The organism is Pseudoalteromonas sp. P1-26, assembly GCF_001401795.1.
In the GTDB taxonomy this organism is placed as follows: domain Bacteria; phylum Pseudomonadota; class Gammaproteobacteria; order Enterobacterales; family Alteromonadaceae; genus Pseudoalteromonas.
In genome coordinates this window covers 1-25,597 of sequence record NZ_LKDX01000035.1, presented here as the reverse complement: position 1 = coordinate 25,597, position 25,597 = coordinate 1, and the positions used below count along the sequence as shown (strand labels likewise).

At 40.1% G+C, this 25,597-nt stretch carries 25 protein-coding genes; 19 read left to right on the top strand and 6 right to left on the bottom strand.

Annotated elements, in window-relative coordinates:
• The first annotated feature begins 58 nt into the window (after positions 1 to 58).
• Positions 59 to 1,726: a glutamine--tRNA ligase gene (gene glnS, locus AN394_RS15700; RefSeq protein WP_054561562.1), complete on the top strand. Its 1,668-nt coding sequence runs from the start codon at positions 59 to 61 to the stop codon at positions 1,724 to 1,726.
• A gap of 85 nt (positions 1,727 to 1,811) precedes the next feature.
• Here glnS and AN394_RS15695 read toward each other — a convergent pair whose 3' ends face one another.
• Positions 1,812 to 4,211 (bottom strand): TonB-dependent receptor domain-containing protein, encoded by a 2,400-nt coding sequence (locus AN394_RS15695; RefSeq protein ID WP_055021964.1) that lies wholly within the window; start codon positions 4,209 to 4,211, stop codon positions 1,812 to 1,814.
• 153 nt (positions 4,212 to 4,364) lie between these two features.
• Between AN394_RS15695 and AN394_RS15690 the strand changes: the two genes are divergently transcribed.
• Positions 4,365 to 4,892, top strand: coding sequence for a YaeQ family protein (locus AN394_RS15690; protein ID WP_055021953.1), 528 nt, complete (start codon positions 4,365 to 4,367; stop codon positions 4,890 to 4,892).
• Here the strand turns inward: AN394_RS15690 and yfaE are convergent.
• The 5 genes from yfaE to ubiG all read right to left on the bottom strand — a co-directional run bounded on the left by yfaE (position 4,889) and on the right by ubiG (position 10,424).
• The gene (gene yfaE, locus AN394_RS15685; RefSeq protein ID WP_055021952.1) at positions 4,889 to 5,161 is read right to left on the bottom strand and encodes a class I ribonucleotide reductase maintenance protein YfaE; all 273 of its coding nucleotides are present in this window, start codon (positions 5,159 to 5,161) and stop codon (positions 4,889 to 4,891) included. The genes AN394_RS15690 and yfaE overlap by 4 nt on opposite strands.
• Positions 5,161 to 6,291: a class Ia ribonucleoside-diphosphate reductase subunit beta gene (gene nrdB, locus AN394_RS15680; protein ID WP_055021951.1), complete on the bottom strand. Its 1,131-nt coding sequence runs from the start codon at positions 6,289 to 6,291 to the stop codon at positions 5,161 to 5,163. The genes yfaE and nrdB overlap by 1 nt, the downstream gene beginning before the upstream one ends.
• A 70-nt stretch (positions 6,292 to 6,361) precedes the next feature.
• Positions 6,362 to 8,647 carry a class 1a ribonucleoside-diphosphate reductase subunit alpha gene (gene nrdA / locus AN394_RS15675; protein ID WP_054561557.1) on the bottom strand — a complete coding sequence of 762 codons (2,286 nt, stop codon included), beginning with the start codon at positions 8,645 to 8,647 and terminating at the stop codon, positions 6,362 to 6,364.
• A 392-nt stretch (positions 8,648 to 9,039) separates the two neighbouring features.
• Positions 9,040 to 9,714: an HAD family hydrolase gene (locus AN394_RS15670; protein ID WP_054561556.1), complete on the bottom strand. Its 675-nt coding sequence runs from the start codon at positions 9,712 to 9,714 to the stop codon at positions 9,040 to 9,042.
• Entirely contained in the window at positions 9,714 to 10,424 is a 711-nt protein-coding gene (gene ubiG, locus AN394_RS15665; protein ID WP_054561555.1) for a bifunctional 2-polyprenyl-6-hydroxyphenol methylase/3-demethylubiquinol 3-O-methyltransferase UbiG, read from the bottom strand. The genes AN394_RS15670 and ubiG overlap by 1 nt, the downstream gene beginning before the upstream one ends.
• Positions 10,425 to 10,600: 176 nt before the next feature.
• On the opposite strand from ubiG, the gene gyrA reads away from it, so the two are divergent.
• From gyrA to AN394_RS15580, 17 genes are all read left to right on the top strand, one after another.
• Positions 10,601 to 13,297, top strand: coding sequence for a DNA topoisomerase (ATP-hydrolyzing) subunit A (gyrA, locus tag AN394_RS15660; protein WP_054561554.1), 2,697 nt, complete (start codon positions 10,601 to 10,603; stop codon positions 13,295 to 13,297).
• Between the two features lie 69 nt (positions 13,298 to 13,366).
• Positions 13,367 to 14,455, top strand: coding sequence for a 3-phosphoserine/phosphohydroxythreonine transaminase (serC, locus tag AN394_RS15655; RefSeq protein WP_054561553.1), 1,089 nt, complete (start codon positions 13,367 to 13,369; stop codon positions 14,453 to 14,455).
• A gap of 2 nt (positions 14,456 to 14,457) precedes the next feature.
• Positions 14,458 to 15,738, top strand: coding sequence for a 3-phosphoshikimate 1-carboxyvinyltransferase (gene aroA / locus AN394_RS15650; protein WP_054561552.1), 1,281 nt, complete (start codon positions 14,458 to 14,460; stop codon positions 15,736 to 15,738).
• Between the two features lie 104 nt (positions 15,739 to 15,842).
• The gene (cmk, locus tag AN394_RS15645; RefSeq protein ID WP_054561551.1) at positions 15,843 to 16,550 is read left to right on the top strand and encodes a (d)CMP kinase; all 708 of its coding nucleotides are present in this window, start codon (positions 15,843 to 15,845) and stop codon (positions 16,548 to 16,550) included.
• 98 nt (positions 16,551 to 16,648) lie between these two features.
• Positions 16,649 to 18,316 (top strand): 30S ribosomal protein S1, encoded by a 1,668-nt coding sequence (gene rpsA / locus AN394_RS15640; RefSeq protein ID WP_054551350.1) that lies wholly within the window; start codon positions 16,649 to 16,651, stop codon positions 18,314 to 18,316.
• Between the two features lie 65 nt (positions 18,317 to 18,381).
• Positions 18,382 to 18,669, top strand: coding sequence for an integration host factor subunit beta (gene ihfB / locus AN394_RS15635; RefSeq protein WP_036968575.1), 288 nt, complete (start codon positions 18,382 to 18,384; stop codon positions 18,667 to 18,669).
• A gap of 20 nt (positions 18,670 to 18,689) precedes the next feature.
• On the top strand, positions 18,690 to 18,971 hold the full coding sequence (locus AN394_RS15630) for a lipopolysaccharide assembly protein LapA domain-containing protein (RefSeq protein WP_054551349.1): 282 nt from the start codon (positions 18,690 to 18,692) through the stop codon (positions 18,969 to 18,971).
• A 2-nt stretch (positions 18,972 to 18,973) separates the two neighbouring features.
• Positions 18,974 to 20,110, top strand: a complete 1,137-nt coding sequence (gene lapB, locus AN394_RS15625) for a lipopolysaccharide assembly protein LapB (protein WP_054561550.1) — start codon at positions 18,974 to 18,976, stop codon at positions 20,108 to 20,110.
• A gap of 32 nt (positions 20,111 to 20,142) precedes the next feature.
• A complete protein-coding gene (gene pyrF, locus AN394_RS15620; protein ID WP_054561549.1) occupies positions 20,143 to 20,847 on the top strand; it encodes an orotidine-5'-phosphate decarboxylase in 705 nt (234 codons plus the stop codon).
• A gap of 364 nt (positions 20,848 to 21,211) precedes the next feature.
• On the top strand, positions 21,212 to 21,460 hold the full coding sequence (locus tag AN394_RS15615) for a hypothetical protein (RefSeq protein ID WP_055021950.1): 249 nt from the start codon (positions 21,212 to 21,214) through the stop codon (positions 21,458 to 21,460).
• Positions 21,461 to 21,696: 236 nt separating this feature from the next.
• The gene (locus AN394_RS15610) at positions 21,697 to 22,020 is read left to right on the top strand and encodes a hypothetical protein (protein ID WP_200910018.1); all 324 of its coding nucleotides are present in this window, start codon (positions 21,697 to 21,699) and stop codon (positions 22,018 to 22,020) included.
• A gap of 139 nt (positions 22,021 to 22,159) precedes the next feature.
• The gene (locus AN394_RS15605) at positions 22,160 to 22,438 is read left to right on the top strand and encodes a hypothetical protein (RefSeq protein ID WP_055021949.1); all 279 of its coding nucleotides are present in this window, start codon (positions 22,160 to 22,162) and stop codon (positions 22,436 to 22,438) included.
• 363 nt (positions 22,439 to 22,801) lie between these two features.
• Positions 22,802 to 23,098: a hypothetical protein gene (locus AN394_RS15600; RefSeq protein WP_055021948.1), complete on the top strand. Its 297-nt coding sequence runs from the start codon at positions 22,802 to 22,804 to the stop codon at positions 23,096 to 23,098.
• A gap of 23 nt (positions 23,099 to 23,121) precedes the next feature.
• Entirely contained in the window at positions 23,122 to 23,427 is a 306-nt protein-coding gene (locus AN394_RS15595) for a hypothetical protein (RefSeq protein WP_055021947.1), read from the top strand.
• A 47-nt stretch (positions 23,428 to 23,474) separates the two neighbouring features.
• A complete protein-coding gene (locus tag AN394_RS15590) occupies positions 23,475 to 24,470 on the top strand; it encodes a hypothetical protein (RefSeq protein ID WP_055021946.1) in 996 nt (331 codons plus the stop codon).
• 63 nt (positions 24,471 to 24,533) lie between these two features.
• Complete coding sequence (locus AN394_RS15585; RefSeq protein WP_054561547.1) at positions 24,534 to 24,878, top strand: hypothetical protein; 345 nt, start codon at positions 24,534 to 24,536, stop codon at positions 24,876 to 24,878.
• A gap of 41 nt (positions 24,879 to 24,919) precedes the next feature.
• A complete protein-coding gene (locus AN394_RS15580) occupies positions 24,920 to 25,369 on the top strand; it encodes a hypothetical protein (RefSeq protein WP_054561546.1) in 450 nt (149 codons plus the stop codon).
• The last annotated feature ends 228 nt before the right edge of the window (positions 25,370 to 25,597 follow it).

Sequence of the window (25,597 nt, the reverse complement as noted above, 5' to 3'; positions counted from 1 at the left end):
GTTTTTGTAATAATGCATTAGTTTTGTCACCATGCAATATTCAGAGGATTATGCTCCTATGGCGGAAATTGAGAATCGCCCAAGTAACTTTATTAGAACGCGTATCGACGAAGATCTAGCAAGCGGTAAGCATGCGACTACACACACGCGTTTTCCACCAGAACCAAACGGTTTTTTACACATTGGTCATGCAAAGTCTATTTGTTTAAATTTTGGTATCGCCCAAGATTATCAAGGTCTTTGTAACTTACGTTTTGATGATACGAATCCAGAAAAAGAAGACATCAACTACGTAAACTCGATTAAAGAAGATGTGCAATGGTTAGGTTTCCAGTGGGATGGTGAAATTAAATATTCATCTAACTATTTCGATGCGTTATATGGCTATGCTGTTGAGCTTATCGAAAAAGGCCTAGCATATGTGTGTTTCTTATCGCCAGATCAAGCCCGTGAATACCGTGGTACTTTAAAAGAGCCAGGTAAAAACAGCCCATACCGTGATACGCCAGTTGAAGAAAACCTAGCGTTATTCGAAAAAATGCGTAATGGCGAATTCAAAGAAGGTGAGTGTGTACTGCGTGCTAAAATTGATATGGCAAGCTCATTCATGGTACTGCGTGATCCGATTATTTACCGTGTACGTTTTGCTCATCACCACCAAACAGGTGACAAGTGGTGCATTTACCCAATGTACGACTTCACGCACTGTATTTCAGATGCGCTAGAAGGTATTACACATTCATTATGTACGCTTGAGTTCCAAGATAACCGTCGCTTATACGATTGGGTATTAGATAACATCAGCCTTGAGTGTCATCCGCAACAAATCGAGTTCTCACGATTAAATCTTGAGTACACCATTATGTCTAAGCGTAAATTAAACGACTTAGTGGTAAATGGTCATGTTGAAGGCTGGGACGACCCACGTATGCCAACGATTGCTGGTTTACGTCGTCGTGGTTATACACCTGCATCAGTACGTGAGTTCTGTTCTCGTATCGGTATCACTAAACAAGAGAACATGGTTGAAATGGGTATGCTAGAAGCCTGTATCCGTGAAGACCTAAATGAGCATGCACCTCGTGCAATGGCTGTTCTTGATCCTGTGAAGATTGTTATCGAAAACTATGACGCAGATAAAGTAGAAACGTTATCTGTAGCTAATCACCCGAATAAAGAAGAGATGGGTCGCCGTGACGTACCTTTCACTCGTGAACTTTATATCGAGCGTGAAGACTTCCGTGAAGAAGCAAACAATAAGTTTAAGCGTTTAGTTCTTGATAAAGAAGTACGTTTACGTGGTGCTTATGTAATTAAAGCTGAGCGCGTTGAAAAAGACGAAAACGGCGAAATTACGACTATCTTCTGCTCTTATGATCCTGAAACTCTGGGTAAAAACCCAAGTGATGGCCGTAAAGTTAAAGGTGTTATCCATTGGGTATCAGCGAGTGAATCTATCACAGCTGAAGTTCGTTTATACGACCGTTTATTTAACGTACCAAACCCAGCGGCAGCAGAAGACTTTAACGCAACACTAAACCCTGAATCACTTGTGGTTCTTGAAAATGCGAAAGTTGAGCCATCACTTGCAAATGCACAAGCAGAGCAGGGCTTCCAGTTTGAGCGTACAGGTTACTTCTGTCGTGATAGCAAAGCAGAAACCTTAGTATTCAATCAAACTGTGGGTCTTCGTGATTCATGGGCAAAGATTGAACAAAAGGGCTAATAGCTAATTTTACTTAGTTTCTATGCTAATAAAAAACCCTTTCACTTTAAAAGTGAAAGGGTTTTTTTATAACTATTAGAAGCGATTAGAAATAACCGCGAATACCCAAGCTGAAGTTACGACCAGGTAGTGGTGCTTTTTCTTTAATGAATGAGCTGTGTACGAAACCAAGTTCATCGGTTAAGTTGTCAACATTGATGTAAAGCTGTGTATCAACAGGACCTAAGTCAAGTTGGTAGTTAGCTGATGCATCAAACAGGGTATAACCGTCAGTTTTTGTCTCGTAAGCAGTAATGTCAGACTGCTCAAAATAATGAGTACCGGTTAGGCTAAACTTCCAATCAGACACTGTGTACTGTAATTCAGAACCCAGTTTATTAGCAGGGATACGAGGTAAGTAACCTTCATCATCTTTTAGCTTAGCCGTTGTTGAATCACCAAACACTTTAACTAGCGCACTTGGCGTCACTTGATAATGTACGTCAAACTCAATACCGTATAATTTCGCATCTTTACTTGTAAATTGGTAAACCGCCATTGCATCTTCATCTGCATCAGCTGCTGATTCTAAGCCATGCTCTTCATCAAAAACTAAACCGGTGTTTAGCTGGTAGTAATAGTTTTCAATGTCGTTATAGAAGAAGTTAACTGTGTAACCAAAGTCACCAATAAAGCGGCGGAAACTTAAATCAAAGTTCGTTGCAGTTTCTTGCTCGATATCTTCTGGCTCAAAATGAATTTCGCCATCTTCAATATGATAACCAAGACCTAGCTCGTAAGTGCCTGTTGCGATATGAATGCCGTTTGATAGTAATTCAGCACTTAGTGGCGCACGTTCTGAACGAGATACACTTAAAGCAACACTTTGGCCTTCTTGATATTGCCAAATTGCACCTGCAGATAAGCTTAAGTTTGTGAAATCTTCACTGTAGTTAATGATTTCAGCTTCTTCTTCGTCATGGTGCTCTTCTTCCTCTTCATGATCGTGATGATGCTCAGCCATGCTTACAGCAGAGTCGATTTGGTAATCTTCAAGGCGTGCACCTAGCTCAACGGTCACATCACCAAACTGGCGTTCTTCAAGAACGAATAACGCGTTTGTTTTAGTAACACTTGCTGGCGTAAAGGCTTCTTCACCATCTGCATCATAGTCAGACTCAGTGTAGTGATAACCAGCCATACCGTGCCAAAGGCCTAACTTGTGCTCAACAGTTGCACGTGCTTCGGTTGTTTTGTTTGTAAACACCGTGCCCACTGCACCATCTTCAATTTCAGCGTGTTTGTAGTCTGTGTAGCCAACGCGTAGTGAGATATTTTCAATCCAGTTATCATGAAGTGCATAGCTCATGTAACCTTGCCAGCGGTCTTGCTCTAGCTGTGCAAATACTGATTCCTCGTGCTCTTCTTCACCTTCATGCTCATCATGATCTTCCTCTTCTTCATGATGATGATGCTCATGAGCAGGAATGCCATAATCTGTTTCGATGCGACCGAATGACACACCTAGCGTTAGGTGATCGCCGACGTAACTAGTACCAAAGTTAACTGTTTGGCTATCGATAAAGGTGTTTTCTACGCTGTTAGCTGTTTCGTGTTCTTCATGCTCTTCACCTTCATGCTCCTCATGTTCCTCAGGAAGCTCAAAGTTTGGTGTGTCATAATCGTGACCTTTGCGCTTTGTACCATCGAAATGAAAGTTGAAACCATCATTACCGGTTTCAAGTTTTGCAGCATAAGTGTTTGTATTTGATACTGTATCGTGTGTGTATTGTGCAGCACCGGTTAAAGAGTCAATGTTATCGGTAGGAATACGGTTATCAACAACGTTCACCACACCACCGATAGCACCAGAGCCATAAAGTAGGGTAGCAGGGCCGCGAAGTACTTCGATTTGCTCTGCTGCTAGGCTGTCATTTGATGTTGCGTGGTCAGGGCCGATACGAGATGCATCACTGCTATCAAGGCCATTTTGGGTGATCTTCACACGCGGACCATCTAAACCACGAATAATAGGGCTTGATGAAACTGGGCCAAAGTAGCTAGCATTAACGCCCGGTAAACCTTTTAGTGTTTCCCCTAATGTCGGTTTTGCTTTGTCTTTTAACTCATCACCGGCTAAAACATTCACAGGCGAAATCATTTCAAGACTATTTTTATGAAGTGCTGATGCATAAACAACAACTGTTTCAACCGATGTTGGTGTAAGCGTAACCACAACATTTTGGTCTTCGCCATTAATAGCAACACGCTTATCGATGAAATTGTTTTTACTGATGTGAAGCTGACCTTTATTGTCTACATCAATTTTAAACTGACCTTGTTTGTCAGTGACAACGCTTTGTGATTTGCCGTGTACATGTATTTCAGCATTGCTGATAGGTTGTTGGTTTTTATCTAATACTTGACCTGTGATCACAGCAGCCATTGTTGATTGAGAAAACAGCGCAGCGGCAACAGCACTAGAAAGAATTGAAACTTGTTTCATCATTACTACTTCTAAGTTTGTTGTTGAGTGTGGTGATATAATATAACACTGCAATTTTTTAACTGCAATAACGTTATACTATAACTTTACCTAAGTCGCGATTTTAACACCATACACTATACTTAGACTGTTACACTGAGATGGCCAAATCTTATGTCTGATAAAAATAGGGTATACAAAGCAAATTTTACCATTGCTGATTTAAGAGAGCATCGTAATCACAAAGAGGTGTTTACCACTGCTTGTGACCGTCGTGAAAGCTATCAACACTTTGTACTCAAGCTTTTAAGTTATTGCTTATTTTCACACAACGAAACAGCCATATTGAATGCAAGGTTCAGTCATGCTGAACCAGATGTATCAATAAAAGCGCTTGATGACCATTATCAAACATGGCTTGCTGTTGACCAACCGGATATTTTACAGCTCAACAAAATTGCAAAGCGGGTTGATGAGCTATGGGTCGTGACAACCTTAAATAACAATTGGCTTAAAGAAAATGAACACCAGTTAGAACTTATCAATAATGGTCATTTAATTGCGTTTGATGACAATTTCATTGAGCAATTAGCGAGTCATCTAACTAAAAACTTACAGTGGGATGTTACGATTGATCAGCAAATGGTGAGTGTGTCAGATAAAGAAAATTTCTACCAAACCAGTGAGCTTATTTGGCATTAAAGCTCAATTTTTATCTTTCCATTGGGTTTACTACAACACAGCAACACTTCGCCTGTTCGAACGAACGCAAGCGGCTCTTGATTGTAGCTCACATCACCTTCGACTAATTTTGCACGGCAAGCGCCACAATAACCTTCACGGCATTGGTAGGGTACATCTATTTTGTTTTGTTCTAGGCATTCAAGGAGAGATGAACAGCCAGAATCAAATTCAAGATTCTGGCTGTCTGTTCCTGCAAGGATAACCTCTGCAGTGTTGTTTGAGCTCATTACAGGTCGAAGTCACCAAAGTCAGATGCATCAACTTGAGAGTCAATTTGACCAACAAGGTAAGAGCTGATTTCAGCTTCTTGTGGAGCAACTTGAACGTTGTCTGATACTAACCAAGAGTTGATCCACGGAATAGGGTTACTCTTACTTTCGAACTGTGCAGGTAGGCCTACCGCAGTCATACGCGCATTAGTGATGTATTCAACGTATTGGCATAAGATATCTTTGTTAAGGCCAATCATAGAACCATCTTTGAACAGGTATTCTGCCCAATCTTTTTCTTGTTCTGCTGCTTCAACAAACATCTGAATTGCTTCTTCACGACATTGTGCTGCAACGATTGCCATTTCTGGGTCGTCTTTACCTTCTTGCATAATGTTCAAGATGTGCTGTGTACCAGATAAGTGTAACGCTTCATCACGGGCGATTAGCTTGATGATTTTTGCATTACCTTCCATTAATTCACGCTCAGCGAAAGCAAATGAACAAGCAAAGCTTACATAGAAACGAATCGCTTCTAAGATGTTAACCGACATCATTGCAAGGTAAAGTTGCTTTTTAAGGTCAAATAAGCTGACTTTAACTTCTTCACCGTTGATCACATGTTTACCTTCACCGTATAGGTTGTAAACAGAAATCATGCTGATTAAATCATCGTAGTACTTAGTTACCGCATCAGCACGCTCACTGATTTTCTCGTTGCTTACGATATCGTCAAAAATAAGTTCAGGAGATTGCGTAACGTTACGAATAATGTGCGTGTATGAACGGCTGTGAATAGTTTCACTGAACGCCCATGTTTCAATCCAAGTTTCTAGCTCAGGAATAGACACAATAGGTAGTAACGCAACGTTAGGCGAACGACCTTGCACACTATCAAGTAGCGTTTGATATTTTAAGTTGCTTAAAAAGATGTGCTTTTCGTGCTCTGGTAACGCTTGGAAGTCAAGACGGTCTTTACTTACATCAACTTCTTCAGGACGCCAAAAGAACGAAAGTTGCTTTTCAATTAGCTTTTCGAAGATAGGGTACTTTTGTTGGTCGTAACGTGACACGTTTACCGTTTGGCCGAAAAACATCGGTTCTTGTAATTGGTTATTATGATTTCGGCTAAAAGTTGTATATGACATAGTGATTTCTCAAAAAACAGTCAGGACAAAGCGGGCTAATGAGCCCGCTTTTGTTATGTTATTAATTTAATTAGATTTTACAAGCGCCGCCTGCACAACCGTCATCTTCTACCTCTGGTGTTAACTCATCTTGAGAGTCTGATGCACCATCACGTGTGTTGTGATAGTACAGGGTTTTAACACCAAGTTTATACGCAGTCAGTAGGTCTTTTAATAGCACCTTCATAGGTACTTTACCGCCTTCGTACTTAGATGGATCATAGTTAGTGTTTGCAGAGATCGTTTGGTCAACGAATTTTTGCATAATACCAACAAGTTGTAGGTAACCATCGTTTGAAGGAATATCCCACAGTAGCTCGTAGTTATCTTTCAGATTTTCATAATCTGGCACTACTTGCTTTAAGATACCATCTTTACTTGCTTTAACGCTGATATGACCACGTGGTGGTTCAATACCATTTGTTGCGTTAGAGATTTGCGATGATGTCTCTGAAGGCATTAGGGCAGATAGCGTAGAGTTACGCATACCGTGCTCTTTAATGCTTTCGCGTAATGAGTCCCAATCTAAGTGAAGCGGCTCTTCACAGAACTGATCTAGGTCACGCTTGTAAGTATCTGTTGGCATAATGCCTTGAGAATACGTTGTCTCGTTAAATTTAGGACACGCACCACGTTCTTTAGCTAACTCATTTGATGCTTTCATTAGGTAATATTGAATTGCTTCAAATGTTTTGTGAGTTAGGGCATTTGCGCTGCCATCTGAGTAACGCTTACCATTTTTCGCTAAGTAGTACGCGTAGTTAATAACACCAATACCTAGCGTACGACGACCCATAGTTGCGTTTTTCGCCGCAGGAACAGGGTAGTCTTGGAAATCAAGTAAGTTATCAAGAGCACGTACTGCAAGTTCAGCAAGTTCCTCTAATTCGTCAAGTGATTCAATTGCACCTAAGTTAAACGCCGACAGCGTACAAAGTGCAATTTCACCTTCTTCATCCATTACATTGCTAAGTGGCTTAGTTGGTAATGCAATTTCTAAACATAAGTTAGATTGACGAATTGGTGCCACAGTCGAGATGAACGGGCTGTGCGTATTACAGTGGTCAACGTTTTGTAAGTAGATACGACCTGTGCTCGCACGCTCTTGTGCAAACATTGAGAATAACTCAATCGCCTTAATACGTTTTTTACGAATTGACTCGTCTTGCTCGTATTTGATGTATAGCTCATCAAACTTTGCTTGATCTTCAAAGAATGCATCGTATAGACCCGGTACATCTGAAGGGCTAAATAATGTGATGTAATCGTCTTTGATTAAACGGCTATACATTAATTTATTGAACTGCACACCGTAGTCAAGGTGACGTACACGGTTATCATCAACACCACGGTTGTTCTTAAGAACAAGTAGGTTTTCAACTTCTAAGTGCCAAAGTGGGTAGAACAACGTTGCTGCGCCGCCACGAACACCACCTTGTGAACAGCTCTTAACTGCTGTTTGGAAGTGCTTATAAAACGGAATACAACCTGTGTGGTACGCTTCGCCGTTACGAATAGGGCTACCAAGGGCACGGATGCGACCGGCATTAATACCAATACCCGCACGTTGCGAAACGTATTTAACAATCGCAGACGATGTTGCATTGATAGAATCTAGGCTATCACCACATTCAATAAGTACACATGAGCTGAACTGACGTGTAGGGGTACGTACACCTGCCATGATAGGGGTAGGTAATGAAATTTTGAATGTAGATACTGCATCATAAAAACGCTTGATGTAATCAAGGCGTGTCTCTTTTGGATAATCAGAGAATAAGCTTGCAGCCACTAAGATATATAAAAACTGTGCACTTTCGTAGATTTCACCAGTAACACGGTTTTGAACTAAATACTTACCTTCAAGTTGCTTTACAGCAGCGTAGCTGAAGTTTAAGTCACGGTTGTGATCGATGTAAGCATCTAACTCGTCAATTTCTTGCTCGGTATAATCAACAAGTAGGTGTTGATCATAACGCTTGTCTTCAACTAATTTCGTGATGTGATCGTATAAGCGTGGTGGCTCAAATTGACCGTACGCTTTTTTACGTAAATGGAATACAGCTAAGCGAGCAGCTAGGTATTGGTAATCAGGCGTATCTTTAGAGATCTGATCAGCTGCAGCTTTGATGATTGTTTCATGAATGTCATCGGTACGAATGCCGTCATAAAATTGAATATGTGATTTTAATTCAACTTGTGAGACAGACACATTCTCTAGACCTTCTGCGGCCCAAGCGATCACGCGATGGATCTTATCTAGATCAAGTGACTCTTTACGGCCGTCACGTTTGCTTACAGATAGCTGTTGGTTCATAGTTTTGCCTGTATTCCTTGGGAAATTATAGTTGTAAAGACAAAGGTATTCTTTATGTAATTATTATTATTAAACGCCAGGGTGATCTAATTGAATAACATTTAGCCACAATATCTGGTGTTGTTTAAATTGCAGATCACAAGATAGTGTGGTCTGCGCTGTTTTGCAAGGGATAGAATTGCCCCACTTTGTGGATAACTATTGGATAAACGCATTGTGTTAGTGACCATTAACCTTTGAACATTCATAGACGACGAAATTTGTAGAAATCAACAAAAGATCCAGAAAATTTACCGTTTTTAAAAATAAATTTTGACTGATTTTTTTATCATCAATGAATGCTCAAAAGTAAATCAAATCACAATATATGGTGTTTCAGTTATCAAATAACACTATATATGGTTAAAACCATCTATTGGCGTTTGCCAATTGAAATCCGCTTGCCAGCCAAGTGCAGCGTCTACACTGGGTATATAACCCCATAACGCTGTTGCGCTGTACATATTGGCCGCTTTTGCAGCTTGAATATCACGTTCAGCATCACCGATATACAAACAACGGCTCGGATCAACATCTAAGATCTCAGCAGTGTGTAATAGTGGATCCGGTGATGGTTTTGACACAGCTAATGTATCGCCACTCACAACTGCCTTTGCATCACGCAAAGAGGGAATAGCTTGCACTAAGGGCTCAGTTAAAAAGCCGGGCTTATTAGTCATAATGCCCCACTTAATATTGTTTTGCTCAAGTGCAATTAAAAGCTGTTCGATGCCATTGAAACATTTACTGTGCACAGCAATATCTTCGGCGTAGTAGTCAAGAAGCTGCTGGCGCAAGGCGAGTTGTTCAAGTTCGGGCCATTTATCCCCAAACCCTACTTCTAATAATGCATTTGCACCGTTAGACGCAGCAGGGCGATAAACATGCTCAGCAACAGGCGCCACATTGGCATCTGCTAACACGCGGTTCAATGCGCCACCTAAGTCATCTGCGGTATCGAGTAGTGTGCCATCTAAATCAAAGATAAAAGCATCAAAATCGATAGAGGGTGTTTGTACACCACTCATCAGGCTAGTTTCTCAAAGTGCAGGATGTAATTAACACTTACATCATCATTTAAGCTGTACTGCTTAGAAAACGGGTTATAGTTAAGGCCGGTACTGGCGCGTACTTTTAATCCCGCTTCTTCTGCCCATGCAATAAGCTGTGCAGGTTTGATGAACTTTTTATGGTCATGAGTACCTTCAGGGACCATCTTTAAAAGCTTTTCAGCACCGACAATAGCAAACAAATAAGCTTTTGGTGTTTTATTTAATGTTGAAAAGAATACATCGGCGCCCGGTTTAGCAAGCTTTGCTACAGCACGAATAATAGAAGCAGGATCTGGAACATGCTCAAGCATTTCCATACAGGTCACAACATCAAAGCGAGCAGGGTGCTCAGCAGCAAATTGCTCTGCAGGTACCTTTATATAATCAACAGGTACGCCTGTTTCTAAACTATGTAACTTAGCAACGGTAAGTGGCTCTTGGCCCATATCGATGCCGGTTACTTTAGCGCCCATACGCGCCATACTTTCACTTAAGATGCCGCCACCACAGCCAACATCTAAGGTTTCCTTATCAAATAAGCCGCCTACTTTATCAGCGACAAAATCCAAACGTAGAGGATTTATTTCATGAAGGGGTTTGAACTCTCCGTCGCGGTCCCACCAACGTTCTGCGATGGCTTCAAACTTTGCAATTTCTGCATTATCTACATTTTGATGCTCGGTCATAAAAAACTTCCTCGTTAATCTGAGGCCATTATATAGGGGGAAATTAATAAATCGCAAAGATTTAGCGCCTGTAAATCTAAATAAATTGTGATAGCATGGTCTGGAAATAATAACTAAAGCTCTTAAGACGGCGGTTTGCCTCTTAATGAGTCAATACTGAAGGAATGTGAAATCAAATGACTGATCTCGCCAATGAAATTCTGCCAGTCAATATTGAAGATGAATTAAAAAACTCCTACCTTGATTACGCGATGAGTGTAATCGTAGGACGTGCATTGCCAGACGTACGTGACGGCTTAAAGCCAGTTCACCGCCGCGTTCTGTTTGCAATGAACGAACTCAATAATGATTGGAATAAACCTTACAAGAAATCAGCACGTGTTGTTGGTGATGTAATCGGTAAGTACCACCCACATGGCGACAGCGCGGTATATGACACCATCGTTCGTATGGCGCAGCCTTTCTCATTACGCTACATGCTTGTTGACGGCCAAGGTAACTTTGGTTCTGTTGACGGTGACTCTGCGGCAGCAATGCGTTATACGGAAGTCCGTATGGCGAAAATGTCACATGAATTATTAGCTGATTTAGAAAAAGAAACGGTTGATTACGTACCGAACTACGACGGTACTGAGCAAATTCCTGACGTATTACCTACTAAAGTACCTAACTTATTAGTAAATGGTTCTTCGGGTATCGCGGTTGGTATGGCGACTAACATTCCACCTCATAACTTAACAGAAGTTATCAATGGTTGTTTAGCGCTTATTCAAAACCCTGATATGTCAATTGCTGAGCTTATTGAATATATCCCGGGTCCAGATTTCCCGACTGCGGCGATTATCAATGGTAAAAAAGGCATTGAGCAAGCGTACTTAACCGGTCGTGGTAAAGTATATATCCGTGCTCGCGCTGAAATCGAAGTTGACGAAAAAACCGGTCGTGAAACAATCATCGTTCACGAAATCCCTTATCAAGTTAACAAAGCACGCCTTATTGAGAAGATCGCAGAGCTTGTTAAAGATAAGAAGATTGAAGGTATTAGCGCACTACGTGACGAATCAGATAAAGACGGTATGCGTATCGTTATCGAAATCAAACGTGGTGATGTTGGTGAAGTAATCTTAAACAACCTATATGCACAAACTCAGTTACAAACTGTGTTTGGTATGAACATGGTTGCACTTGATAACAACCAACCTAAGTGTTTCAACCTAAAAGAAATGCTTGAAGCGTTTATCGTGCACCGTCGTGAAGTTGTTACACGTCGAACTGTATTCGATTTACGTAAAGCCCGTGACCGTGCACACACGCTTGAAGGCCTAGCGATTGCCCTTGCGAATATCGACCCAATTATCGAACTTATTCGTAAGTCACCAACACCAGCAGAAGCAAAAGCTGCACTAACAGCACGTCCTTGGGAACTAGGCACTGTTAAAGCGATGCTTGAAAAAGCGGGTGAAGATAACGTAGCACGTCCTGATTGGTTAGCGGCTGAACTAGGTATTCGTGACGGTCAGTACTATTTATCTGAGCAACAAGCACAGGCAATTCTAGACCTACGTTTACACAAACTAACAGGTCTTGAGCATGAGAAGATCTTAGACGAGTACCAAAACTTACTTGATCTAATTGCTGAGCTTTTACACATTCTTTCAAGCCCAGAGCGTCTAATGGAAGTTATCCGCGACGAGCTAGTAGAAATTAAAGAACAATATGGTGACGAACGTCGTACTGAAATCAGTGCAGCTGCTCACGATATTAGCCTTGAAGACCTAATCAATGAAGAAGACGTTGTCGTAACGCTTTCTCACGAAGGTTACGTTAAGTATCAACCATTATCTGACTACGAAGCACAGCGTCGTGGTGGTAAAGGTAAATCAGCAACGAAGATGAAAGATGAAGACTTCATAGAACGTCTATTAGTTGCTAACACGCACGATACAATCTTATGTTTCTCAACAGCAGGTCGCTTATACTGGTTGAAAGTATATCAGTTACCATTAGCAAGCCGTGCAGCGCGTGGTAAGCCAATTGTTAACTTATTACCACTTGAAGCTGATGAGCGTATTACAGCTATCTTACCAGTACGTGAGTACGAAGAAGATAAATTCATCTTCATGGCAACTGCGTTTGGTACAGTTAAGAAAACACCACTTACAGCATACAGCCGTCAACGTGCGAGCGGTATCATCGCTGTTAACCTAAATGAAGGCGATAGCCTAATTGGTGTTGATATCACTGATGGCACGAATGAAATCATGCTATTCACTGATGCTGGTAAAGTTGTTCGCTTTAAAGAAGCAGAAGAGTCAGAAGTTGTTGATGAAAACGGTAACCCAGTTCTAGACGAAAACGGTAACCCAGAAATCCGCTTCAAAGGTGTACGTCCAATGGGTCGTACAGCAACAGGTGTTCGTGGTATTAAGATGGCTGACGACCAACGCGTTGTGTCGTTAATCGTACCTAAGTCAGATGGTGCAATCCTAACTGTGACAGAAAACGGTTACGGTAAGCGTACAGCACTTGAAGATTACCCATCGAAGAGCCGTGCAACACAAGGTGTTGTATCAATCAAAGTAAGCGAGCGTAATGGCGCTGTGGTTGGTGCAGTACAAGTTGACGATAACGACGAAATCATGATTATCTCTAATCGCGGTACCTTAGTACGTACCCGTGTAAACGAGGTTTCTACGGTTGGTCGTAATACTCAAGGCGTTATTTTGATACGAACTATTGACGAAGAGCAAGTAGTTGGTTTACAACGTATCGAAGAAATCGAAGTTGATGAGCTTGAAGCCATCGAAGGCGAGGCCGTTGAAGTAGTCGATACCAATACTGAAGAAACGGGTGATAACCCACCTTCAGAATAACATTGATTTAAAAAGCGGCTTCGGCCGCTTTTTTTATCCGCACTATAATTACTGGAATGAGGCAAAGTAATGACTAAGTATAATTTTTGTGCAGGACCGGCAATGCTACCGCCGGCAGTTATGCAAAAAGCACAAAAAGAATTTATAGATTGGCAAGGTTTAGGTGTCTCTGTGATGGAAATTAGCCATCGCAGCAGCGACTTTTTAGCGCTTACCACTAAATGTGAAGCAAGCCTGCGTCGTTTAATGAATATTAGCGATGAGTTTGAAGTGTTATTTATGCACGGCGGTGGCCGTGGTCAATTCAGTGCTGTACCATTGAATCTTCACCTTGATGATAAGCCAGCCGTGTACTGTGAAAACGGTGTGTGGTCTAAAGGGGCTACTTCAGAAGCGGCAAAATTCACTGCAGTTGAAAGCATCAATGTACGTGATGATGAGCAGCAAAATGGCCAGTTCTCTATAAAACCAGCAAGCAGCTGGGAATTACCAGCTGATGCGTCATACATTCACTATTGTCCGAATGAAACCGTAGATGGCATAGAAATTTTTGACGTACCATCACACCCATCAGCACCGATTGTGGCTGATATGTCATCGACTATTTTATCGCGTGAGTTTGACGTAAATCAGTTTGATCTTATTTACGCTGGCGCACAAAAGAATATTGGCCCATCTGGTTTATCGATTGTTATTGTACGTAAAACGCTATTAGAGCGTGAAGGGCTTGCAAAGCCAGGTATTCTTGATTACGCCTTAGAAGCAAAACAAGGCAGCATGTATAACACACCACCTACATTTGCGTGGTATTTAGCTGCTGAAGTATTTGAGTGGCTTGAAGCAAACGGCGGCGTTAAAGCGATGGAAGAACAAAACATCGCAAAAGCAGAACTTCTTTACAGCTACATTGATAGCTCAGATTTTTATAGCAACAAAGTTGCTAAGCATTGCCGTTCGCGTATGAACGTACCGTTTTGGTTAAACGACGAATCACTGAATGATAAATTCATTAGTGAGTCAAAAGAAGCAGGCTTATTAGCCCTTGAAGGTCACCGTATTGTCGGTGGTATGCGCGCAAGCATTTATAATGCGATGCCACTTGAAGGTGTTCAAGCCTTGGTTAATTTTATGGAAAAATTCGCCAAGGAGAACAGCTAATTATGGAACAGCTTCGTCTTGAACCGATTACAAAGGTAAATGGTAGTGTGACACTACCAGGCTCAAAAAGCTTATCAAACCGTATCTTACTGCTTGCTGCTCTTGCAGAGGGCACAACGGTTGTTGAAAACCTATTAGATAGTGATGATATTCGTCACATGCTAGGTGCATTAAATCTTTTAGGCGTAAATGTTTCGCTTAATGAAGATAAAACAGTGGCCACCGTAGAGGGTGTTGCAGGTAAATTTAAAACTCCGAGCGAGCCTTTATTTTTAGGTAATGCCGGTACTGCTTATCGTCCACTTACAGCCGTTTTAGCAGCTGTAGAAGGCGAGTACCAGCTGGTGGGCGAGCCTCGCATGGAAGAGCGCCCAATTGGCCATTTGGTAGATGCACTGCAAGCACTGGGTGGTGATGTTGAATACCTTAAGCATAAAGATTATCCACCACTGGCCATTAAAGGCGGCAAAATCAACGGTGGCAAAGTTGCAATTGATGGCAGCATTTCTAGCCAGTTCTTAACAGCGTTACTAATGGCAGCACCATTATTTAATGGCGATACAGAAATTACCATTAAAGGTACACTGGTATCAAAGCCTTACATTGACATTACCCTAGATGTAATGAAGCGTTTTGGCGTTACAGTAAGCCATGACAATTACGAAACATTTTACGTTAAAGGCTGTCAGCAGTATCAAGCACTTGAGCGCATTATGGTTGAAGGTGATGCATCAAGCGCCTCTTATTTTGTTGCGGCGGCTGCAATAGCAGGTGGCGAAATTGAAATTAACGGGGTAGGTGCGGCATCTGTTCAAGGTGATATTGGTTTTGCCAAAGTTATGGAGCAAGTAGGCGCCAAAATCGATTGGTATGATGAAAAGCTGGTGGTTCGTAAAGGCGAGCTAAACGCTGTCGATATTGATGCCAATGCAATTCCAGATGCGGCAATGACACTAGCCACTGTTGCGCTTTTTGCTAAAGGTAAAACAGCTATTCGTAATATCTATAACTGGCGTGTAAAAGAAACAGATCGCCTATATGCCATGGCGACTGAGCTTCGTAAAGTTGGTGCAGAAGTGGTTGAAGGTGAAGATTTCATCGAAATTACACCACCAGAAACATTTAACGATGTAGCGATTGATACCTATAACGATCACCGTATTGCCATGTGTTTTGCAATGGTTGCCGTTGGCGGAAAGCCGATAACCATTAACGATCCTAAGTGTACATACAAAACTTTTCCAACGTTTTTCAAAGTACTAGAGTCTGTCTCAAGTCAATAAAACAGAAGAAAATATAAAAAGTTACATTCTAAATGCGGATCTATTTCTAGAACTGGCGTATAATATCGCGGTTTTATTTTGGTGTGCATTGCAGGAGGTTATAAATGCAGGCGTTATCAATGCCCGTAATCACCATCGATGGCCCAAGTGGTTCAGGTAAAGGAACTGTTTGTCGCTTGTTAGCCGAGAAATTAGGTTGGGATGTATTAGACAGTGGAGCGATTTACCGTGTGCTGTCACTTGCAGCGCTTCATCATCAAATTGAACTAGATAATGAAGATGCGCTAGTACCGCTAGCTGCAAACTTAGATGTGCAGTTTTTGGTCGATAGCCAAACGCATACTTCTAAAATTGTATTGGAAGGCGAAGACGTCACAACCACAATTCGTAACGAAGAAGTGGGTGCTGCGGCATCAAAGATTGCTGCATTACCACGGGTGAGAGAAGCATTATTACGTCGTCAACGTGCGTTTCGTACTGAGAGCGGCTTAATTGCCGATGGTCGTGACATGGGCACAGTTGTGTTCCCTGATGCACCATTGAAGATTTATTTAACCGCATCAGCTGAAGAGCGCGCTCGTCGTCGCTTTGCTGAGTTGAACGAACGCGGTCTTGATGTTACACTAGGTGGTCTACTTGAGGACATAAAAGCTCGCGATCACCGTGATATGACGCGTGAAGTTGCGCCGCTTGTTCCTGCAGAAGACGCCATTGAGCTCGATACTAGCGAGCTTAATGCAATGCAAGTGTTTGATAAAGTTGTAACTTTACTCGACGAAGCAGTACTTGCAGGAAAGCTTCCAAAAGCTTAAAAGTAATTTATTAAGGTGCCGGCAGGAAGCTAGTGCTATTTTAACAACCCCATGCAGCATGGTTGCTAATTGGTTATTTAATTATTTAGAGACGTATAATGTCAGAAAATTTTGCGCAGTTATTTGAAGAAAGCCTTAAGGGTTTTGAAGCAGAGCAAGGCTCTATCGTTAAAGGTACTGTTATCTCAATCGAGAACAACATCGTACTTGTTGATGCTGGTCTTAAATCTGAAAGTGCAATCCCTGCTGAGCAATTCAAAAATGCTGCTGGTGAACTAGAAGTTGCTGTTGGCGACGAAGTAGATGTTGCTTTAGACGCAATCGAAGACGGTTTCGGTGAAACTATCCTTTCTCGTGAGAAAGCGAAGCGTCACGAAGCGTGGATCCGCTTAGAAAAAGCATGTGAAGAGCAAGAGACTGTTACTGGTGTTATCAACGGTAAAGTTAAAGGCGGTTTCACTGTTGAAGTTGATTCAATCCGTGCCTTCCTACCTGGTTCACTTGTTGATGTTCGTCCAGTACGTGACACAACTCACCTTGAAGGTAAAGAGCTTGAGTTCAAAGTAATCAAGCTTGACCAAAAACGTAACAACGTTGTTGTTTCTCGCCGTGCAGTTATCGAATCAGAGAACTCACAAGAGCGTGAAGAACTTCTTGCTAACCTTGTTGAAGGTCAAGAAGTTAAAGGTATCGTTAAGAACCTTACAGACTACGGTGCGTTCGTTGACCTTGGTGGTGTTGACGGTCTACTACACATCACAGACATGGCGTGGAAGCGTGTTAAGCACCCTTCAGAAATCGTTAATGTTGGCGACGAAATCGCAGTTAAAGTTCTTAAATTCGACAAAGAAAAGACTCGTGTATCTCTAGGCCTTAAACAGCTTGGCGAAGATCCATGGGCAGCTATCGCTGGTCGTTACCCAGAAGGTTCTAAGCTTTCTGGTCGTGTAACTAACCTTACTGACTACGGTTGTTTCGTTGAAATCGAAGAAGGCGTAGAAGGTCTAGTACACGTTTCTGAAATGGATTGGACTAACAAGAACATCCACCCTTCAAAAGTTGTTTCACTAGGTGACACTGTTGAAGTTATGGTTCTTGAAATCGACGAAGAGCGTCGTCGTATTTCTCTTGGTCTTAAGCAATGTATTGCTAACCCATGGCAAGAATTTGCTCGTCTACAAAACAAAGGCGACCAAGTTACTGGTAAGATCAAATCAATCACTGACTTCGGTATCTTCATCGGTCTTGAAGGCGGTATTGACGGTCTTGTTCACCTTTCAGACATTTCTTGGAACACGCCAGGCGAAGAAGCTGTTCGTGAATTCAAGAAAGGCGACGAAATCACTGCTATCGTATTACAAGTTGACCCAGAGCGTGAGCGTATCTCTCTAGGCGTTAAACAAATCGAAGCTGACCCATTCAATAACTACCTGGACGCAAACAAAAAAGGTGCTATTGTTAAAGGTAAAGTGACTGAAGTTGATGCGAAAGGCGCAACTGTTGAGCTAATCGAAGGCGTTGAAGGTTACATCCGTGTAGCTGATATCGCTCAAGAGCGTGTTGAAGATGCTACTACTGTAGTTTCTGCAGGCGACGAAATCGAAGCGAAATACGTTGGTGTTGATCGTAAGAACCGCACTTTAAGCTTATCTGTTAAAGCTCTTTTCGAAGCAGAAGAGAAAGAAGTACTAGAGAAGCTTAAGAAAGAAGAGCCAGCGTTCGAAAACGCTATGGCTGCAGCATTCAAAAATGCTCAAAAAGACTAATATCTAGTCTTTTAAAATTGGAAGGGCAGTTTTGCCCTTCCTTTACCACTCTTTAAGGAAACGCTATGACTAAGTCAGAATTGATAGAACAACTTGCCGAGCAACACGCACACATCCCTGTGAAAGATGTTGAAAATGCCGTTAAAGAAATTCTTGAACAAATGGCCGGCTCATTATCTAGCTCAGATCGCATCGAGATCCGTGGCTTTGGAAGTTTCTCATTGCATTATCGTTCTCCTCGCACAGGTCGTAATCCAAAGACTGGCGAAACAGTTGAGTTAGACGGTAAGCACGTACCACATTTTAAACCAGGTAAAGAATTACGTGACCGCGTAAATGCGAGTATTGCCTAGTTTTATACAGGAGTAGTTACTTGTTTAGGGTATTAAAAATTGTATTAATTGCGCTGTGTTTATTTATTGCGTTTGTACTTGGTTCACAGAATCCACAATTGGTGCAAATCAATTATTTAATCGCCAGTAATACTTTGCCCTTAGCTGTTGTAATAAGTATCTGCTTTATTTTAGGTGTCGCAATTGGTTGTTTTATAAGCTTTACACTGTTTTCTCAGTTAAAGTGGCAAAATTATCGCTTAAAGAAAAAATTAGCGCCTGAAAAAAACAATAAAAAGCTTGTTGCTAATAAAGACACCTAATCATGATTGAGCTTCTGTTTTTACTTTTACCCGTTGCAGCCGGTTACGGTTGGATAATGGGTAAAAACAGCGCTAAAAACCAAGCTCATCAGCTTAATCGCCAAATTACCTCTGAATATTCTAAAGGCCTTAAATTTCTCTTAGACAGAGAAGAAGACCAAGGCTTAGAGCACCTTATCAACCTACTCGAAGTTGCCGCTGATTCAGTTGAACACTATTCAACGCTTGCAACAATGTTCCGCCGCCGTGGCGAACTTGACCGCGCCATTAAAATTCATGAGCTGCTATTAAAACATCCAAGTCTTGATGACCAACAAGCTGCAACCAGCCGCTTAGAACTTGCTGAAGATTACATTATGGCAGGCTTGTTAGATGGTGCAGAAGAGCATTTAGTATGGCTTGTTAAGGCAGGCTATAAAGAAGCCTTAGAGCCTATTATTAATCTTTATTCACAAACCCGTGAATGGGAAAAGGGCATTAACATGTACGAGGCCCACAGTGAGTTGTTCACTAAACCTCAGCATGTAAAAGCGATTGCCAATTTTTACTGTGAAGCAGCCTTACAAGATAACGATACGCAAATTATGCGTAAAGCCATTAGCTTAAACCACAAAGCCATTCGCCCACTCTATGAGCTTGGCCATAGTGCTTTCACCAAAGAAGATTATGTGAAAGCAATTTACTACTGGCGCGAGCTGATTAGCCAATTCACGTTTTTTGCGCCGGTATTTATTGAAGAATTAGCGCTCAGTTATCAAAAGCTCAATTTAACGCATCAGTTTTACGAATTACTCAATGAACTGCTCGATAAAGGTGGCGTATTAATAAAAATAAAACACTGCCAAGCGTTACTTGAGCAAGGTCACATAGAGCAAGCAATTAAATTTTTAACGGATAGTTTAAAGCGTCACCCAACTATTCGTGGCTTTAGCTTTTTATTACAGCTACTAGCTAAACAAAACAACGATATTAAAGATGTACTCGATCAAATTGATAAGCTAGTTACGTCTTATATCGCAACCAAACCTGATTTTCAGTGCCAACACTGTGGCTTTACCAGTCATACCATTTATTGGGTATGTCCATCTTGTAAGCACTGGGAAACAATTGTTCCAAGCCGTGGCATAGACGGTTTTTAATTCATATTAGTCCATTAGTTTTTAGGAAAGTTATGTCTGTCGAAGATTCAAAAAAAGTATTAATTGCCCTTGATTATGATGATCAACAAACAGCTCTTGCGTTTGTAAAGCAATTATCGCCTGATACGTGTCGCCTTAAAGTAGGCAAAGAAATGTTCACGTATTTTGGTCCTAGCTTTGTTAAGGAACTAATCGACTTAGGTTTTGATGTATTCTTAGACCTAAAATTTCACGATATTCCAAATACAGTGGCTAAAGCTGTAACAGCGGCTGCAAAAATGGGTGTGTGGATGGTTAACGTACATGCCTCTGGTGGCGTTGAAATGATGACTAAAGCAAAACAAGCTTTAGAGCAGTTTGGTGATGACGCACCATTACTGATTGCGGTAACCGTACTAACCAGTATGGATGCCGCAGAGCTTACTCGTTTAGGTGTAGATAAAACACCAGAAGAGCAAGTAATTTACTTAGCAAACCTTGCCAAAGAATCAGGCCTTGATGGGGTAGTGTGCTCAGCACAAGAAGCGAAAAAGCTTAAAGCAGAACTTGGCGCAGACTTTAAACTGGTTACTCCAGGTATTCGCCCTGCAGGCAGCGATGCAGGCGACCAAAAGCGCATCATGACACCAAAACAAGCCGTTGAAGATGGCAGCGATTTTTTAGTTGTAGGCCGCCCAATCACCCAATCGGCAGATCCAGTTGCAACACTAAAAGAAATTAACGACTCACTAAAATAACCTCGTTATTTTAAAATAGTTTCTAAAGAGCATTGTAAGCGTGATTTATATCGTGCTATATACAATGCTCTTTTTGTTTTTGTGGCAAGCTCACAATACTTAATCAGGTGAATTCCCTAGAACTCTAGCGATCAAAAAGTGTTTATTAAGATTGGCTAAATATCATGTTTAATCAATTGCTAAACTGCTCTTTTCAGCAATGAACGTTGCGATCAGATTACTCATTTTAATTTGACTTTAATGTCTTAAAAAACTATGTGGTAGTAATCATTTAGGGAATTTGTTAAAAATGTAGAAATCAGATAATTGGCGTTAAGTCTGCAAAGTATGCGCGATGAACGCACCATTTAAATGTTAGGTTTCTATGGATAAAGTATACCTGCTAGAGCATTTGCACATAATTTCTGAAAACAATGAATGTGTAAAGACAATCGGGATTTATGCTTCTGAGCAAGAGGCAATTGCTGCTGTTGGAAGGCTAAAAGAGCAACCTGGGTTTAGAGATTTTCCAAATATTAATCCTACTGCTTGTGACGAAAGTGGTTTCTATATATCGTGTTACTCACTTGGTAAAGATAATTGGGCTGAAGGTTTCGTAATAATCGACACCTAACACATATCAACATGCTTGGATCAAGTAAGCATAACGATTCTTTTTTTGCTGCTTAAAGTAGCTAATTTTTATTTTGTTATTTTAAAAACCTGTTTATCTTTGATATATCTGTTAGCCGTTAAAATATTTTCGGCAAACACATATTGAGGGTCTCTTTCTTGAGTTCGTTAATACTAAATATCAGAAGGTTATGTGATTTATCATAGATGAATTAAATCGCTAAAAATAGAAGCATTATGAGTAACTGGAAACCTATCACAAAACCTCATTTAGAAGGCATTATAGAAATTGCTGAGTTCAACATGTCTTTTGTAGAAAGAAACCTGTGGAACCAAATTAAATTAAACAAGCTTGAAAAATGGACTCAGTACCCATTTGGTGAAGAGGGCAATGGCTTTTGGGTTGTCGCAATAATTGGTAAGCGATGTCTTTATTATAATGATATAGAAGACGGGTTCAATTTAAGTAACTTCGAAGTTTGGGGTGAGATTGTTGAATATTATTCTAATCAAACTGATCTTCTAAGCTTCTTACAATCTGTATTTTTTAGAGGTATTTAAAAGCAAGTTAGCAAGTTAATATTAGAAGGACGAATGCGGTATGCTATGTCTCGTGCCACATTATTTTTAGTCTATAGCTGTAAAGTTTTCTTCAATTATAAAATTGCTTCAGGGTTATTCGTAAGGAAAATATTAGGACATGGAAAAATTTGTACTCGCAATTTTAGTAATCCCACTGCTTATTGGGTTTGTAATTTTTTCTGTCAATTCAGTCTCTGAATTTAGAAAATCATTAGAAAATTGTTCTCATCCATTGCTCGTTAGTTGTTTCCCGTTTTTATTTCTAACTAATAACTTCTTCAATTCAATTGCGATTTCACATAAAAAAGAGGCTTTTAAAAACCTAGGACTGGCTTTATTGTGCTGGCTAACCGGAGCTGTTATTTTGTATGTTGCCCATCAATTCCAATATGTATAAGAAGCTAATGATTAGCGGTGGACTTGAATTAACTCTTTGTTTGATTGAGATATTACTTATTATTATGTGTTTGTTATTAATGACTCTTTTGGTATAAAAAGCTATGTACCTTTAAGTGATTATGAACAATAAGTTGTAATTGATGAAGAGCATCAGCTTTACCTTGAGCTTTCTATTTTATTTCTGGCCAAGCTAATTATCTGTTGCTAATGATTATTTTGAGTAAATATCTATTTTTTATTAGTTTCATTTACTTGTTTAGCTATACAAGGAAATGAATCGCCTGACACTGTTTGGGCTTATTCACCAAAGCATTTTGACTGTAGCCCTAATGAAATTAGCGTAAACGGTAGCGTCTCTATTATGTTTGGAGAGAACTCATTTAAAGAGTTAGCTATTTATCGTGAAGCCGATAGCACATGGTTATTTTTGGTTGTTGATAGTGCTCCAAAAGAAATGAAAAGTTTAATGTCTACTTCTCAGCTTAAAGCTACAAGTTTAGTCAGCTTAACCCCCGAAACCATGGGTTTTCGCTGGGAAGCTAATGGTTTTAATGAGATTCTTTTCACAGTTCCCGGTAAATACACTTTTTATAATAGTGATAATTTAGAAAGCGAAATGGGTGGGTATAAATGCGATATTGCTATTACCCGAAGCTGATTTTCTAAACTACAAGGTATGATATGTGGAGTGAAATTGATAACGGAGAAACTATAGGAACGATAGGTTCTGAAAGTGGTGAAATAATTAAAGACGAGGAGCACTCAAAAGGTGCTCGCTTAACTATAGAAAAAGGTGGTGATATTGCACCATACACCCTAACAAGTGGGATTTACGGATGTTTCTTTCATACAACTCATTTATCAAACATAAAAGAGGGTATTAGTGAATTTGAAGCAATGAAAGCTGAAATATCAGAGTTCGTTAATAAAGAAACATCAACTGATGAAGAACATGATTGGATTTTAGCGTTTGTTGGTAGGCATTGAATACTTACAAACTACATTAAACTTTATTTATTAAATTTGGATTTTGAATGATTTTTTTGATTTTGTGTGCTTTATCTATTTTATCTATGTTGATGTATTTCCATAGAAAACATAAGAATAATAAACGTAGACAATGTGCTTACGGATGTATAAAAGCTTACAACGTTTTAGATAAACCTGACCAATACAGTGACCTTAAAGAGTTATTTGAAACATTAGATAGCCATGAGGAGCGTTATTTTTATTCTGTAAGTATGTCTCGAATAATGTTTCCTCAAGCTTTAGAAAAGTGGACAAATTCTCATCCAGACTCCGGGGATGCTCTACTTTGTTATGGTGCTCGTTTACTACAATGGTCTTGGTCTGCAAGGGGCTATGGTCGTGGAGCTGAAATATCAGAAGCTCAATGGAAAGAGTTTTTCAGACGATTGGATAAAACTAGGCAAGTATTATTAGAATGTGCAGATAAAACACCAGAGGATCCTACACCATGGGCATACTTGATTATGGTAGCTACATGGTACTCAGATAGCGATGAACTTAAATTTAAATATTATGAGGAAGCAATAGCTAGAGATCCTTATAACTGGGCTGCACACATGCACATGATCATTGCTTTATCTGAAAAGTGGGGCGGTGATAACGAAGAAATGCTTGAGTTTGCAAGAAAAGCTTCTAGGAATGCCCCGACAGGTAGTGATCTTAAGCTTATTTTAGTTAAAGCTTACATCGAATATTGGAAGTATTTAGATTTGTTTGAGAATAAAATTGATGAAGCAAATGACTTCCTTATGGACAAAAATATTCAGAAAGACATAGTTGATTTATATAACGACTCGTTAAATCATGAGAGTTTTAAAGAAACGAAAGTAACTATTTTTGTGAGATATAATTTAAGTGGTTGGTTTTGGCTTACTAGAGATAGAAGCCGCTTAAAAAAAGAGTTATCAATACTAGGCAATAAGATTGAAGACATTCATTGGCGGTGGGTTTGTACAGAAGGGCAACTTGAAGACGCTAGGTTGTTTGCTAATGAAAGCTAGAGAATTACCCGTAATCAAAAACTCTTTACTGTACATTAATTACAGTTGTAGCAAGGTGTAAAATTGACATACGAGTTTCCTGATGAAGTAGAGTTTTTTGAAAAAGGATTTGGCTATTCTTGCGAATATGATCATGATGAAGGGCTATTCTCATTCATTAAGACCTATGAGAACAACGAAAAATTAATATTTACTCATTCACCATTTATGAATAACTCAGTGAGTGTAAAGTTATTTTACGGAACGGAGTTAGTATTTCATATTTATAAAGAAGAAATTACAAGAATTGCCTTTCAAGCGTGGGGCGGTGAGTTGGTTTTAAGAGTCTATTTAGCGAACGACGATAATAACTTCTTGGTTTCTTTTGAACCAAAACCAAGGCTTAGATATGTTGAGCCGAATATCTAATTGCATATAAAACCCTGTTTTCGCTTAAAAGGATTCAATTAATGGAAATCATACTAGGGCATGGAATCGACACAATTCAATTTGGTCTTACAGAGACGCAAGCTGTTTCTGCGTTAGGTGTACCTGATAAAATATTTTTCACCGATTCAGAAAATAAGCGATTGCAGTTTAACCAGCTTTTAATAGAGCTGACTTTTGAAATTGACAATGATAATCGTCTTGGCTGGATCGAAGTTTACAATAAAAGTGCAGCTTTGTTTGGTTATCAACTTATAGGTAAGCCAATGGCCGAAGTTATATCAATTATTAAGACTGAACTAGGCTCTGAACCTTCTGTTGATGATTATGGCTCGTTTATATCTGTAACGTTTGAAAAAGAATGGCTAGAACTTCAATTTCATTTTAATAACCTCACAAACATTAATTTTGGTGTATTGTATAGCGATAACGATCAGCCTATATGGCCAACAACATCACTAGAATGCATTTAACATCGAGTATAAAATCTCGTATGTTCAGATTAATTTAGGTTTTTTTGATAAATTTAATTAACTCAAAATGTGAATTATATAGTTATTGAAACTAAAAAAGAGTAAAGCTTTCGCTTTACTCTTTCAAACACTTCAATATCTCGCAACTCGCAACTCGCAACTCGCAACTCGCAACTCGCAACTCGCAACTCGCAACTCGCAACTCGCAACTCGCAACTCGCAACTCGC